Annotated in this window: 12 protein-coding genes; 6 read left to right on the top strand and 6 right to left on the bottom strand. The window is 67.7% G+C overall.

Annotated features, from left to right (window positions below; all coding sequences use genetic code 11):
- Positions 1 to 67 precede the first annotated feature (67 nt).
- Positions 68 to 1903, top strand: coding sequence for a translational GTPase TypA (typA, locus tag ED208_RS01235; RefSeq protein WP_123210037.1), 1836 nt, complete (start codon positions 68 to 70; stop codon positions 1901 to 1903).
- Between the two features lie 138 nt (positions 1904 to 2041).
- Here typA and ED208_RS01230 read toward each other — a convergent pair whose 3' ends face one another.
- The 4 genes from ED208_RS01230 to ED208_RS01215 form a co-directional block, all read right to left on the bottom strand.
- On the bottom strand, positions 2042 to 3241 hold the full coding sequence (locus ED208_RS01230; protein WP_123210036.1) for an acyl-CoA desaturase: 1200 nt from the start codon (positions 3239 to 3241) through the stop codon (positions 2042 to 2044).
- 129 nt (positions 3242 to 3370) lie between these two features.
- A complete protein-coding gene (locus ED208_RS01225; protein WP_123210035.1) occupies positions 3371 to 4504 on the bottom strand; it encodes a glycoside hydrolase family 5 protein in 1134 nt (377 codons plus the stop codon).
- A 30-nt stretch (positions 4505 to 4534) separates the two neighbouring features.
- Positions 4535 to 5650 (bottom strand): TIGR04283 family arsenosugar biosynthesis glycosyltransferase, encoded by a 1116-nt coding sequence (locus ED208_RS01220; protein WP_123210034.1) that lies wholly within the window; start codon positions 5648 to 5650, stop codon positions 4535 to 4537.
- Entirely contained in the window at positions 5595 to 6605 is a 1011-nt protein-coding gene (locus ED208_RS01215) for an SPOR domain-containing protein (RefSeq protein ID WP_158608386.1), read from the bottom strand. Before ED208_RS01215 ends, ED208_RS01220 begins: the two co-directional genes overlap by 56 nt.
- Before the next feature lie 221 nt (positions 6606 to 6826).
- Here ED208_RS01215 and ED208_RS01210 point away from each other — a divergent pair, with 221 nt between their 5' ends.
- Both ED208_RS01210 and ED208_RS01205 read left to right on the top strand, forming a co-directional pair.
- A complete protein-coding gene (locus tag ED208_RS01210) occupies positions 6827 to 8293 on the top strand; it encodes a RimK family ATP-grasp domain-containing protein (RefSeq protein ID WP_123210032.1) in 1467 nt (488 codons plus the stop codon).
- Complete coding sequence (locus ED208_RS01205) at positions 8290 to 8742, top strand: GNAT family N-acetyltransferase (RefSeq protein WP_233574738.1); 453 nt, start codon at positions 8290 to 8292, stop codon at positions 8740 to 8742. Before ED208_RS01210 ends, ED208_RS01205 begins: the two co-directional genes overlap by 4 nt.
- Before the next feature lie 19 nt (positions 8743 to 8761).
- On the opposite strand, the gene ED208_RS01200 is transcribed toward ED208_RS01205, so the two are convergent.
- On the bottom strand, positions 8762 to 9295 hold the full coding sequence (locus ED208_RS01200; protein ID WP_123210031.1) for a Rid family hydrolase: 534 nt from the start codon (positions 9293 to 9295) through the stop codon (positions 8762 to 8764).
- A gap of 129 nt (positions 9296 to 9424) precedes the next feature.
- On the opposite strand from ED208_RS01200, the gene ppk1 reads away from it, so the two are divergent.
- On the top strand, positions 9425 to 11533 hold the full coding sequence (gene ppk1, locus ED208_RS01195) for a polyphosphate kinase 1 (RefSeq protein WP_123210030.1): 2109 nt from the start codon (positions 9425 to 9427) through the stop codon (positions 11531 to 11533).
- A gap of 18 nt (positions 11534 to 11551) precedes the next feature.
- Here the strand turns inward: ppk1 and ED208_RS01190 are convergent, their stop codons facing one another.
- Entirely contained in the window at positions 11552 to 13060 is a 1509-nt protein-coding gene (locus ED208_RS01190; protein WP_123210029.1) for a Ppx/GppA phosphatase family protein, read from the bottom strand.
- Between the two features lie 277 nt (positions 13061 to 13337).
- Here ED208_RS01190 and ED208_RS01185 point away from each other — a divergent pair, with 277 nt between their 5' ends.
- On the top strand, positions 13338 to 13664 hold the full coding sequence (locus ED208_RS01185; RefSeq protein ID WP_123210028.1) for a c-type cytochrome: 327 nt from the start codon (positions 13338 to 13340) through the stop codon (positions 13662 to 13664).
- A 20-nt stretch (positions 13665 to 13684) separates the two neighbouring features.
- A complete protein-coding gene (locus tag ED208_RS01180; RefSeq protein WP_123210670.1) occupies positions 13685 to 14029 on the top strand; it encodes a c-type cytochrome in 345 nt (114 codons plus the stop codon).
- The last annotated feature ends 9 nt before the right edge of the window (positions 14030 to 14038 follow it).

Raw genomic sequence — 14038 nt, 5'->3', positions numbered from 1 at the left:
CGCGCGTACAATCCGCGATCTTTTTTCGTGCTGCGCCGCAGCATCGGGCCTCCAGAGTATCGCTGCCATGAGCATCCAGAACCTCCGCAACATCGCCATCATCGCCCACGTCGACCACGGCAAGACCACGCTCGTGGACAAGCTGCTGCGGCAGTCCCAGACCCTCGATTCCCGCGAGAATCTCGGCGAGCGGATCATGGACAGCAACGATCTCGAGCGCGAGCGCGGCATCACCATCCTGGCCAAGAACACCGCCATCAAGTGGCTGGACAAGCGCAGCAACACCGAATACCGCATCAACATCGTCGACACCCCCGGGCACGCCGACTTCGGCGGTGAGGTGGAGCGCGTGCTCAGCATGGTCGACTCGGTCTGCCTCTTGGTGGACGCGCAGGACGGCCCGATGCCGCAGACCCGCTTCGTGACCCAGAAGGCCTTCAACATGGGCCTCAACCCGATCGTGGTGGTCAACAAGATCGACCGTCCGGGCGCCCGCGCGCACTGGGTGATCGACCAGGTGTTCGATCTGTTCGACCGCCTCGGTGCCACCGACGAGCAGCTCGACTTCCAGGTGGTCTACGCCTCGGCGCTGAACGGCTACGCCGGCGACAACCCGGACATCCGCGAAGGCAACATGGACTATCTGTTCCAGACCATCGTCGACAAGGTCAGCCCGCCGAAGGTGGATGTCGACGGTCCGTTCCAGATGCAGATCATCTCGCTGGCCTACTCCAGCTACGTCGGCGTGATCGGTACCGGTCGCGTCAAGCGCGGCAAGGTCAAGCCGAACATGCCGGTCAGCGTGGTCGGCCGTGACGGCTCGGTGCGCCAGGGCAAGGTGCTGCAGGTGCTCGGCTTCATGGGGCTCGACAAGCACGAAGTGGCGGAGGCCCAGGCCGGCGACATCATCGCCCTCACCGGTATCGAAGAGCTGGGCATTTCCGAGACCGTCTGCGACGCCAAGGTGCCGGAAGGCCTGGCTTCGTTGGTGGTCGACGAGCCGACCATGACCATGGTGTTCGAGGTCAACAAGTCGCCGTTCGCCGGCAAGGAAGGCAAGTTCGTCACCAGCCGCCAGATCGGCGACCGCCTGCAGAAGGAGCTGAAGACCAACGTCGCCCTGCGCGTTGGCCCCGGCGAAGCGCCGGACCAGTTCCTGGTCTCCGGCCGTGGCCTGCTGCACCTCTCGGTGCTGCTGGAGAACATGCGTCGCGAAGGCTACGAAATCGGCGTTGGCCGCCCGCAGGTCATCACCAAGATGGTCGACGGCGTCGAGCACGAGCCCTACGAGACCCTGGTCGCCGACGTTGAAGAGGCCAACCAGGGCTCGGTGATCACCGGCCTGGCCGAGCGTGGCGGCAAGATGGTCAACATGGTGCCGGACGGCAAGGGCCGTGTCCGCCTGGAATACACCATCAGCTCGCGCGGCCTGATCGGCTTCCGCTCCGAGTTCGTCAACCAGACCGGCGGCACCGGTCTGCTGTTCCACAACTTCGACCATTTCGGTCCGGCCGGCGAGAACAAGCAGCTTGGCCAGCGCTACAACGGCGTGATGATCTCCAACGAAATGGGCAAGGTGCTGGGTTATGCCCTGTTCAACCTCCAGGAGCGTGGCCAGATGTGCGTGGCCCCGGGCGATGAGGTCTACGAAGGCCAGATCGTCGGCATCCACAGCCGCGACAACGACCTGGTGGTCAACGCGCTGAAGGGCAAGAAGCTCACCAACATGCGCGCCTCGGGTTCGGACGAGAACATCATCCTCACCCCGCCCAAGAAGTTCTCGCTGGAACAGGCGCTGGAATTCATCAACGACGACGAGCTGGTGGAGCTCACCCCGCAGTCGATCCGCCTGCGCAAGAAGTTCCTGAAGGAACACGAGCGCAAGCGCAGCGGCAACAACTAAGACGGACTCCCGTCGGCTGTCAGAACCCCGCCTTCGAGGCGGGGTTTTTTGTGGCGGAGGCCGGACCCGGTGCCCGGGTCGCGGCCAACAAAAAGCCCCGCGAGTGGCGGGGCTCTTGGCGGGCTCGGGAGCTGCCGCTCAGGCGTAGGCCATCTGCACCCGCAGCAGCTTCACGCGCTGGCGCTGCATTTCCAGCGCTTCCTCCAGGGCCTGCTCCATGGCCAGCAGCTTCTGGCGCATTTCGCTGTGCTCCCACTGGTTCTGGGCCTCGTGCATGCGCTCGTGGACGCGCTCGCTGAACTGCTGCTTGGCGGCCTCCAGCTTCTCGCCCTGCAGGCGGCTCCACTCGGCGACGGTCTGGCTGAAATGCTGCCACTCCTGCTCCAGCAAGTGCTGCAGCTCGGCGACCCGGCCGGTGTTGGCATTGGCCTTCTGCGCCAGCTTCTCGCGGGCGCGCTCGAACTGTGCCTGCAACATGGCGCGCTGGATCTTGAAGTCCGGCACCCGCTTGAGCTCTGTGGTCAGCCCCACCCAGGAACAGGCGGCGATCAGCCACTTGGTGGGGTCGTAATGCCACCAGCGGATGCCGTTGCGGTAGTCGTACTGAAACAGGTGGTGGTAGTTGTGATAGCCCTCGCCATAGGTGAGGAAGGCCAGCACGTCGTTGTCGCGCGCGGTGTTGCGCGTGGTATAGGGCTGACGGCCCCAGAAATGAGCCAGCGAGTTGATGAAGAAAGTGACGTGGTGGTTGACCACCAGACGCAGGAAGCCGGCGATCAGCACGAAGCCCCAGAGGTCGCCGTAGGCCAGGCCCAGCAGAACCGGGATGCCGATGTTCATGACCAGGATCAAGGCCAGATAGTGGCGGTGCTGCCACATCACGATCTTGTCTGCCTTGAGGTCGCGGGCGTTCTCGAAGTCGAGTTCGGCGCTGGGGTAGTCGCGCAGCATCCAGCCGATGTGGGAATACCAGAGGCCGCGCTTGGCGGAGTAGGGGTCCTTGTCGACGTGATCCACGTGCTGGTGGTGGATGCGGTGCATCGACGCCCAGACCAGGATCGAGTTCTGGATCGCCATGCCGCCGAACAGGGCGTAGACCAGCTTCAGCAGCGGATGCGCCTTGTAAGAGCGGTGCGCCCACAGCCGGTGGTAACCGGCGGTGATGCCGATGCCGTTGGCGTAGAGCAGCGCCACGCCCCAGAACCAGGCCCAGCCGGAGACGTCGTGCGTCCACAGATACCAGGGCAACACGGTGAACAGCGGCAGGGTGGTGAACACGAACATCAGCGTGGTCACCCAGTTGATGGGAGCCTGCTCTGCGGGGGACGAGGACGACATCAAGAACTCCGAAGGGATACCGACTGCGGAGCCGGTACGTGGCCGGCGAATGTTTGACCGCATGTTAACAGTTTACGGATGTTCACCAAATGACAGCCGCTGGTCCGCTGCCCGGCTGTGGGCGGCCTTTCAGCGGGCCGGCAGCTCCAGCGCGGCGGCGGCATCCGGGTCCAGCTGACGTTGCCCGCGCGGGCCGCTGACCAGACCGAAGTGGCCGGCGTAGTCCCAGTGGCTCCAGGGGATGCGCCGGGCCTCCAGCAGCTGCCGGGCATCGCTCAGCCAGGCGCGGCGGGCCTCGGGACGCACGGCGTCGCGCACGGCGCCGAACTCGTTGCACCAGATCGGCACCTCGTTGCGTGCCGCCCAGAGGCCGGCCTGATCCAGCAGCTCGCCGAGCTTGGCGCGGTTCCAGCGCTGCTCCCCGTACCAGGCCAGGTGTTCGCGGACCTCGGCATCGACCCCGGCCAGCAGTGGCGCCACCGCCTCCGGCGACGAGGGGTAGGGCCAGTTGGCGAACCTGGCCCACAGCGGCCAGCCCCAGGTGGCGCCCTGGTGGGTGAAGTTGTGCGGATCGTAGAAGTGGAAGGCGTAGACCAGATTGGTATCGGCCAGCGGCTGCATCGCCACCAGGTTGCCGATATCCGAATACTGGTGCCCGGCGACCACGATGGTGTGCCCCGGGGCGACGCTGCGGATGGCGGTGACCAGGCGCTGCATCAGCGCGCGCGAGGCGCCGGCGTCGTCCAGCATGGGTTCGTTGAGCGCCTCGAACACCAGCCGGCTGGGTGGGCTGCTCTTCAACGCCGCCGCCAGGCGCTGCCAGAAGCCGGCGAGGGTCTGCCGGGCCGGTTCGGAATCCACCAGCTGGCGTTTGAACTCGCCGCTGGGTTGCAGGGCGACGATCACCAGCAAGCCCTGATCCTGTGCCTGGGCGATGCCAGCTTTCAGCTCTGCCAGCGGCGCGGCCAGCAGCCGCTCGGGCTGCTGCGGGTCTTGCAGGAAGCCGGGGTCGACCTGGATGCGGACATGGCGCAGCCCCAGCTCCCGGATCAGCCGGAAGTCGCTGGCGTCGGCGTACCAGCGCTGCGGGTCGATATTGGGCGCGCCACGGTCGGTGAACCAGGTGGAAAGGTTCACCCCACGGTTGAGCGCGCGCAGCAGTTCCGGTGCTGGCGCCGCCTGCGCCTCGTTCGGCCTGCCCTGCGGATTGCAGCCCAATAGCAGCAAGGGGAGCAGCAGGCTGGTGACGAGCAGGCGGCGCATCGCGGCAGTACGGTCTGGGTTTGCCCCAGCTTAGGCCAGCGGGCCGCCGTCCGCTGCGTCTGCCCGGGCTGCGCTCCGCCAGGTCTGGCCGAGCGGCTTCAGCAGTCCGCGCGCCAGCCGGCTGGCCAGGCGTCGCGCCGCCGGCTCGGCCAGCCGGGGTGCCAGCCAGCGGTCATGGGCGCGCAGCAGCGGGCCCTCCAGGCCGGCGCCACCGAGTTGATCGAGGCCGTAGGCCAGCTGCCAGGCGTTGTCGCAGAGCAGTGCGCCCACAGCCTCCCAGAAAAAGGTTTGCTCGGCCGCCGGCTGTCGCGCCAGATGGTCCCGCAGCGCCGCGAGGAATGGCCACAGCCGCAGGCGTTCGGTGCGCGCCTGTTCGCGATAGAGCCCCGGGACCTCGCGCAGATAGGCGTGCAGGCCGCCGGCCTCGGCCACCACCATCAGCGCCATCAGCGCATAGCGGGCGGCCGGGCCCTCGCTCTCAAAACGGCGGGCGCTGGTCGACAGCCTGCCGGGCAGCAGCAGCCAGCGGCCGGTGGCAAAGATGTCGGCGGCCAGGCGGTCGTCCTCGAAGATCGGCAGGCCGGTGTCGAAGCCACCCAGCGCCCGGAAGTAGTCGCGGTGGATCAACAGCCCCTGATCGCCGTGAATGCTGTACGGCCGCTGGCTCGCGGTCTTGCCTTCCAGATAGCGGAAGAACCAGTCCCGTCCCGGCTGGCTGCGCTGGAAGCGCAGCTGCCAGTGACCAGCGACCGCGAGGTCTCCGGCCGCCGCCGTCTGCATCAGGTCCAGGGCCTCGGCCAGCTGCCGGCGATGGTCGAGCTGCGAGTCTGCGTGCAGGAACAGCAGCCAGTCCGCCCTGGCGGCGTCGGCGCCGTGGTTCATCTGCCGGCCCCGTCCCGGCAGCGTGCGCAGAACCTCGGCGCCATGGACTTTGGCGATACGCGGACTGCCGTCCTCGGAGCCGCCGTCGACGACGATGCTGTGCAGGCGCAGGCCCTGTTGGGCGTTCAGCGCGTCCAGCAGGACCGGCAGTACGCGGGCCTCGTTGAGGACCGGAACGATGACCGCCAGACGGCGGTCCGCAGGAGGCTCAGAGCGGCGCGACCCAGCCCTGGATGCCAGCGTCGGCGAGGGTGGTCTTGGCATAGGCGCGTGCCTCGTCGGCGCTGCTGAAGCGGCCGACGGTGCTGCGGTAGAGGATCTGCCCCTTCACCTCGATCTGGCGGGTGGCGGCCGGCAGACCCTGGTCAAGCAGAGCCTGGCTGCGGTTCTCGACAGCCTCGCGCTTGGCCAGCGACAGCACCACCACGGTCCAGCCGCCGGCCTTGGTGGCCGGGGCGCTGGTGGCGGGGCTGGGCGCGGCGGCGGGCGTCGCTGCCGTCGCGGCGGGAACGGCGGGCGGGGGCGCGCTGGCCGGCTTGCTGACCGGAGCGATGATCGGGGTTGGCGCGCTGCGCGCAGCCGCCGTCGCCATCGGCGTGGTCGTGAGTGGGGTCGGGTCGGCAAATTCGCTGGCGCTCAGGGCCAGCCGCATCGGCTGGTCTTCGCCCAGACGCAGTTCGCGCACCTGACCATCGGGGGTGCGGCGCAGGCAGCTGCCCGGGCTGTCGAGCCGGGCATCGGCAGCGCCGCTGGTCTGGATCTCGATGGCGCCGGCCAGCAGGCAGAGGGTCTCGCCAGAGGCGTCATTGGTGCCCAGCGCCTCGGCGCCGTAGATGCGCGACTTCAGGCTGCCGACATTCAGGCGGATGTCGAGCGGCACCCGCCCGCTGCCGACCCGGCTGTCGATCCGTACCGTGCCCGAGAGCAGCTTGAAGCGTCCCTGGGCCGGCACCCCGGCGCGGGTATCGAACACCTGCAGTTCGGCGCCGCGTGCCAGGGTGATCAGGCCGGCGCCGGCCAGTTGCAGGGCCGCCCGGCCATTGGCGGACAGGGTGACGATGTCGCCGTTCAACACCGGATTGCGCGGCAGCAAGGGGACCGCCGCATCGGCGCGGACACTGCGGACGCCACCGTCCACCCGCAGTACCTGCAGTTCCGAAGCCGCTGTCGCTCCACTGACCAGCAGCATGCTCAGGGCAAACAGGGCGCGCGGCTTCATCTCGGTGGCATCCGGTGACTGACTCGTTGATTTTTCTAGGTCGGGCATGATCGGGCAGTCGCCTGCGCCGGGCAAGCTTGGCGCGTGCTAGCATCGCTCGCGGGTTCCAGAAAGCCATTCCGAATCGCTCCGCCCACGCATTGCGCAATGCCCCAAGAGTCTGACGACCCCCTGCCTGCTCCGGCGCGAGCAGGTCGGCCGCAACCGCGTTGCACCCTGCCGTGACCGGCATCGTCATCGTTGACGACGCCCGCGACTGGCCGCTGGCGATCCCGGGTGTCGACGTGGTCACCGCCTGGAACTACCTGACCCAGGAGCTGTTCACCCGGTTACGCGGCGTGCGGGTCTACAACCTCTGCCGCAGCTTCAGCTACCAGTCCACCGGCTATTACGTCTCGCTGCTGGCACATGCGCGCGGACACAAGCCGCTGCCGGACATCGCCACCGTGCAGGATCTGAAGCTGGCGGAAAGCCCGAGCGTGCTCAACGACGAGCTGGACGAGCTGATCGACAAGAGCCTGGCGCGCCTCGGGTCCAACGAGTACGTCCTCAACATCTACTTCGGACAAAGCCCGACCAAGCGCCACGAGCGGCTGGCGCGCGCGCTGTTCAACTTCTTTCCGGCGCCCTTGCTGCAGGCCAAGTTCGAGTGGCGCGGCGAGGAGTGGAAGGTGGAGGCACTGTCGGCGGTCGCCCTCGGCGAGGTGCCGGCCAGCCATCACGAATTCATGTACGAGGCGGCGCGCGAGTACTTCGCCCGTCGCCGTTCGCCGACCAAGCGTCGCGACTCCACCCGTTACGACCTGGCGATCCTGGTCAACGAGCACGAGACCGAGCCGCCCAGCAATGCCAAGGCGCTGAAGGCCTTCGAGAAGGCGGCCGAAGACCTGGGCTTTTCGGTGGACTTCCTCGACAAGTCCGACTACGGCCATGTCGCCGAGTACGACGCCCTGTTCATCCGCGAGACCACGGCGGTCAACCACCACACCTACCGCTTCGCGCGCCGTGCCGCCCGCGAGGGTCTGGTGGTGGTCGATGATCCGGAGTCGATCCTGCGCTGCGCCAACAAGGTGTACCTCGCGCAGTTGATGGAGCGGCACCGCATTCCGCAGCCCAAGACCCTGCTGATCCATCGCGGCAACGTCAGCTATGTCGGCCGCGAGCTGGGCTTCCCCTGCGTGCTCAAGCAGCCGGACTCGCAGTTCTCCAAGGGCGTCATCAAGGTCAGCAGCGAGGCCGAGCTGAAGCGCGAATGCCGCGAGCTGCTGGAGCGCAGCGACCTGATCGTTGCGCAGAGCTTCGAGCCCACCGAGTACGACTGGCGGATCGGCGTGCTCGACGGCCAGCCGCTCTACGCCTGCCGCTACTTCATGGCCACCGACCACTGGCAGGTGGTCAAGCGCGATGCCGCCGGCAAGAAGAGCGAGGGCAATCACGAGACCCTGCCGATCGAGGAAGCGCCGCCGCAGGTGGTGAAGGTGGCGGTGGAGGCGGCGCGGGCGATCGGCGACGGTCTCTACGGCGTCGATCTCAAGCAGTTCGGCAAGCTGGTGAAGGTCATCGAGGTCAACGACAACCCCAACATTGATGTCGGGGTCGAGGATCTGGTGCTCAAGGCCACGCTCTACAAGCGGGTGATGGAGCACTTCCTGAAGCGGCTGGACGTCCAGACCCGGACCAAGCCGTGAGCGCGCCGCAGATCCGCCGGGGGCGCATCGAGGATCTCGATGCCCTGCTGGCGCTGGAGGCGCTGTTCCCCTCGGACCGCATGAGCCGACGAGCCTGGCGGCGCTTTCTCCGCTCGCCGCGTGCCGAGGTACTGGTCGCCGAGACCGGCGGCAGGCTGCTCGGCGACCTGCTGCTGCTCTGCCGCGTCGACAGCCGCAAGGCGCGGATCTACAGCCTGGTGGTGGCGCCGGTGGCTCGTGGTCAGGGACTTGGCGAGGCCCTGGTGGTGGCTGCGGAACAGGCGGCGCTGGCGCGGGGCTGTCAGGCGGTTTCGCTGGAGGTGCGCGCCGACAACCTCGCCGCACGCGGCCTCTACGAAAAGCATGGCTATCGGCCACTGAAGGTGCTGCCGGGCTATTACGACGACGGCGCCGACGGCCTGCGCCTGCTCAAGCCGCTGCCGGCCTGAGCAGGTCGCACCCGGCGCCTTAGTCCGGCCGTTTCACCCGCAGCGAGCGGCCGGCGCCGATCACCGCCACCAAGCGCATCTCCACCACCGCGCCGGGCGCCAGCAGGGTGGTGTTGCCAACGGCGGTCCAGGCCGGATAGCCCTCGGGGAAGTATTCCTTGTGCACCTTCAGGAAGCGCTCGAACTCGGTGTTGAAAGCCGCCGAGTCCCTGGCCTGGGCGTGGAAGGTGTTGATCTCGACCACGTCGGAGAGCTTGGCCCCGGCCGCTTCCAGGGTCTTGCGGGCGCGCTCGAACATCCGCCGCACCTGCTCCTCGTAGCTGCCCTCGCCGCCAGCGGGAATGCCGGAGACGATCACCGTGTCGCCGACCCGCACCGCCGGTGCGTAGTGGTAGTCGTCGTAGGCGCGATCCAGGCCGGCGGGGATGACGATGGTCTTGCCGCCGCTGCCGTTGGCACTGAGGGTGTTGTCGGTCACCACCACGCAGCCGCTGGCGAGGAGGGGCAGCAGGCTGGCAAGCAGGAGGCGGCGGGAAGACGGCTTCGGGTGCATGGGGGGCTCTTGCGGAGGCAAAGTGAGCCCCTCTGATGCGCGACCTCGGCGCCGGGTTGGAAGCGCTGTCACGGCTTCGTCACCAGTGTCGCCGCACGATACAGTGTTGCCCCTTCATCCGCGCCCGCCATGAGCCTGAAACCCGCCGAGCTGTTCCTCAACCGCGAACTTTCCCTGCTGCAGTTCAACCGGCGGGTGCTGGCGCAGTCCCTGGACGACAGCGTGCCGCTGCTGGAGCGTCTGAAGTTTCTCTGCATCGCCTCCAGCAATCTCGACGAGTTCTTCGAGATTCGTGTCGCCGGCATCAAGCAGCAGATGAAGACCGGCGTGCAGCAGCGCTCCACCGACGGTCTGCAGCCGGCCGAGCTGTTCAAGCTGATCTCCGACGAGGCGCATGCCCTGGTCGAGGAGCAGTACCGGGCTTTCAACGAGGTGGTGATCCCGGAGCTGGAGCAGGCCGGCATCCGCTTTCTGCGCCGCGCCGCCTGGACCGCCGAGGTGGATGCCTGGCTGCGCAATTTCTTTCTCACCGAGCTGTTGCCGGTGCTGTCGCCGATCGGGCTTGATCCGGCGCACCCGTTCCCGCGCATCCTCAACAAGTCGCTCAACTTCATCGTCTCGCTGTCGGGCAAGGATGCCTTCGGGCGCAATACCGGTCTGGCCATCGTGCAGGCGCCTCGGGCGCTGCCGAGGCTGATCCGCATTCCTCAGAAAGTCAGCGAGGGCAAGGACGACTTCGTGTTCCTGTCCTCGGTGATCCATGCCTACGTCGACGAGCTGTTTCCCGGCATGGAAGCCAGCGGCTGCTACCAGTTCCGGGTCACCCGCAACTCCGATCTGCTGGTCGACGAGCAGGAGGCCGAGGATCTGCTCGAAGAGCTGGAAGACGTGCTCGAGCAGCGCCAGTGGGGTGACACCGTGCGCCTGGAAATCGCCCACAACTGTCCGGGCGACATGCAGCAGTACCTGATGGAGGTGCTGCAGCTGAGCGAGGCCGACATCTACCGCTGCAACGGGCCGGTGAACCTGATGCGGCTGATGGCGGTGCCGGATCTGGTCGAGCGACCGGACCTCAAATACCCGCCATTCACCCAGAAGCTGCCGAAGTGGAGCCAGGGCGATCTGTTTGCTGCCATCCGTGAGAAGGACCGGCTGCTGCATCACCCCTACGACGCTTTCACGCCGGTGGTGGAGCTGCTGCGCCAGAGCGCCAAGGACGCCAATGTGCTGGCGATCAAGCAGACGCTCTACCGCACCGGCGCGAAGTCGCCGGTGGTCGACGCCCTGGTCGAAGCCGCCCGCAACGGCAAGGAAGTGACGGTGGTGGTGGAGCTGCGCGCGCGTTTCGACGAGGCCGACAACATCGACCTCGCCGAGCGTCTGCAGGAAGTCGGCGCCCACGTGGTGTACGGCGTGGTCGGCTACAAGACCCACGCGAAGATGATGCTGATCGTCCGTCGCGAAGAATCCGGGCTGCGCAACTACGTGCACCTGGCCACCGGCAACTACCACCTGCGCACCAGCCGTCTCTACACCGACTACGGCCTGATGACCGCCGACGCGGAAATCTGCAAGGACGTGCACACCGTCTTCCACCAGCTCACCAGCCTGGGCAAGGCGGCGAAGATGCACCGCCTGCTGCAGTCGCCGTTCACCATGGCCAGCGGCATGCACGCCAAGATCGAGCGCGAGATCACCCATGCCAAGGCCGGCAAGCCGGCGCGCATCGTCGCCAAGATGAACGCGCTGGTGGAGCCGGAAATGATCGGCCGCCTGTACGCGGCCTCGCAGGCCGGCGTGAAGATCCAGCTGGTGGTGCGCGGCATGTGCAGCCTGCGGCCGGGTGTGAAGGGCTTGTCGGAGCACATCGAGGTGCACTCGGTGATCGGCCGCTTCCTGGAACACCACCGCACCTTCTACTTCGAGAACGGCGGCGATCCCGAGGTGTATCTGTCGAGCGCCGACTGGATGGAGCGCAACCTGTTCCGCCGGGTCGAGATCGCCTTCCCATTGCTCGACAAGAAGGTGCGTGCCGAGGTCACCGAGCAGCTCATGGCCTATGCCGAAGACCGTGCCCAGAGCTGGGAGCTGCGCGCCGACGGCCGCTACGAGCGACTGGGCGGCGGCGGCAAGGGCGTGCAGACGCGCCTGCTGGAAGCCCTGACCGGTTACGAGGCGGCAGAGGCCAAGGTAGTCAACCAGATGCTCAAGCCGCGCGGCGCCCGGCGCAAGAAATAGCGCCGCCCGGAACCGCGTCTAGCGATAGCGCAGGCGGATGCCGGCGGCGCCCAGGTACTCGGCCTCCTGCGCCAGATCGGCCTCGGTCAGCGGCCGCTTGGACAGCCAGCCTTCTGGAAAGGCGATTTCCAGGGTTTTGCGGCCGGTCGTGAGCGTGAACGGCAATTGCAGGCGCGGGGTGCGCGAGCGGTGCAGCAGCACCGCCAAGCGCAGCAGCAGTGCCAGGCGCTGGATCGGCTCGTGCCACTCGCTGGGCAGATCCTCCCAGGCGCTGGCGGTGAACTTGCCCCGGTGCAGGCGCACCAGCGCCGCCAGCAGACGTTGATCGGTTAGCGAGAAGCCGCGCAGATCGCCGTTGCGCAGGATGTATTCACCGTGCCGATGGTAGTTGTCGTGGGCGATCACCAGGCCGATCTCGTGCAGCTGCGCGGCCCAGCCCAGCAGGGTGGCCGACAGCACCCTCGGCAGGTTCCAGGCGGCGGCGGTCTGGGTCAGCGCTTTCAGGGCGGTGCGCTCGACGGCGACCGCATGTTCGGGCTCGGCGCCGTAGCGCCGCGCCATCGCCGCCACTGCCGCGCCGCGCACATCGCGGTTCTCGAGCCGGCCCAGCAGGTCGTAGACCAGGCCCTCGCGGAGCGCGTGCTCGCTGGTCTCCATCTCCTCGATTTCCAGCGCGTCGAAGACGCCGGCCAGCACCGCCAGGCCGCCGGCGAACACCGGCCGCCGATCCTCGCGCAAGCCGCTGAAGTCGATGGCCGAGACGTGTCCGGCGGCAATGGTGAGATTGACGGTTTTTTCCAGCGCCTCGCGGGTGATCCGGTCTTCCGCCCAGCCCTGCGCCATCATCACCCGCCAGGCGCCGCGCACGGTGCCGGAGGCGCCAACGGCGCAGTCCCAGCCGGCCGCGCGGTAGCGGCGCTCCAGAAATTCCAGCTCCACCCGCGCCGCCAGCCGGGCCTGCCGGAAGCGCGCCCGGCTGATCACGCCGTCGGCGAAATGGCGCTGGCTGTGCACCACGCAGCCGAGTGCCACCGACTCCATCAGCTTGGGCTCGTCGCCCTTGCCGATGATCAGTTCGGTGCTGCCGCCGCCGATGTCCACCACCAGCCGTCGCGGTCGGCTGCGGCCCATGCCGTGAGTGACGCCGGAGTAGACCAGGCGCGCTTCCTCGACGCCGGAGATGATCTCGATCTCGTGTCCGAGCGCGGCTTCGGCGGCGGCGATGAAGGTGGCGCCATCGCGCATCCGCCGCAGCGTGTTGGTGCCGGCGACGCGCACGCGGTCGGCAGGCACGCCCTGCAGCCGCTGTCCGAAGCGGGTGAGGCAGGCCAGGGCCCGGCTCTGGGCTTCGGGAGAGAGGTGCCGGTCCTCGTCGAGGCCGGCCGCCAGGCGCACGGCCTCGCGAAGGCGGTCGATGATCTGCAACTGCCCGGCGTTCTCGCGGGCCACCAGCATGTGGAAACTGTTGGAGCCGAGATCCACTGCGGCGACCGCTTCGCCACGGGCCGTGGCCAGCCGCCGCCTCATGCGCGTTGGCCGCGCCGCAGCAAGGCGTGCAGGGCGAGTAGCGGACCGCAGACGGCGGCGGCCAGACCCGTGACCGGGATATGCATGGTGCCTCGGCAGGCGAGAGGATTCGGGGCCAGACTATATCGCAGCACTGCCTCCGGGCTGTGCCGGTCCGCAGGCTTCCTGGCGATGGCTTTCGTTGACGCCAGAGACGGTTTTGCCTGACCATATGCCGCTTGCGGACGGGCCTCCCACCGCGCACCCGCTGCACAATAATCCTCTGGAGATTCGCACGATGAAGACCGCGCGTCGCGCCGTCCTCGCCTTGGTGGCTGCCCTTGCGCTGCCCGCCGTCCACGCCGCCGGCAACCCGGAAGCCGGCCGCGAGAAGGGCAACACCTGCATGGGCTGCCACGGCATTCCCAACTACAACAATGCCTACCCGACTTACCGCGTTCCCCGGCTGGGCGGTCAGCACCCGGAGTACATCGTTGCCGCGCTGAAGGAATACCGTGCCGGCAGCCGTCCGCACCCGACCATGCGCGCGCAGGCGACCTCGCTGTCCGATCAGGACATCGAAGACATCGCCGCCTATCTCGCCAAGGCCCCGGCCCACCCTTGAGGCCGCCCAGGATGAATGCCATGAACCAGTTCTGCCGCGCCGCGTTTGCGGCCCTTGCCCTCGTCGGCGCCACCGCCGTGCAGGCCGCTCCGGTCGAGAAGCCGGAGAAAGCCGTGACCTGTGCCGCCTGCCACGGCGAGACCGGGGTCAGCACCATCGGCATGTACCCGATCATCGCCGGCCAGTACGCCAACTACATCGAGCACGCGCTCAAGGACTACCGCTCCGGTGCGCGCAAGAACGCGATCATGGGCGCGCAGGCGGCCAATCTCAGCGATGCCGACATCAAGCAGCTGTCGCAGTGGTTCAGCCAGCAGCCGGGGCCGCTGTACACCCCGAGCGTGCATGGCGAGCTGCACAAGTAAGACCACGCT

This window comes from Stagnimonas aquatica (assembly GCF_003730135.1).
Taxonomy (GTDB): domain Bacteria; phylum Pseudomonadota; class Gammaproteobacteria; order Nevskiales; family Nevskiaceae; genus Stagnimonas; species Stagnimonas aquatica.
Note: the sequence above shows the minus strand (reverse complement) of the source record. Positions and strands in the feature narration are given on the sequence as shown.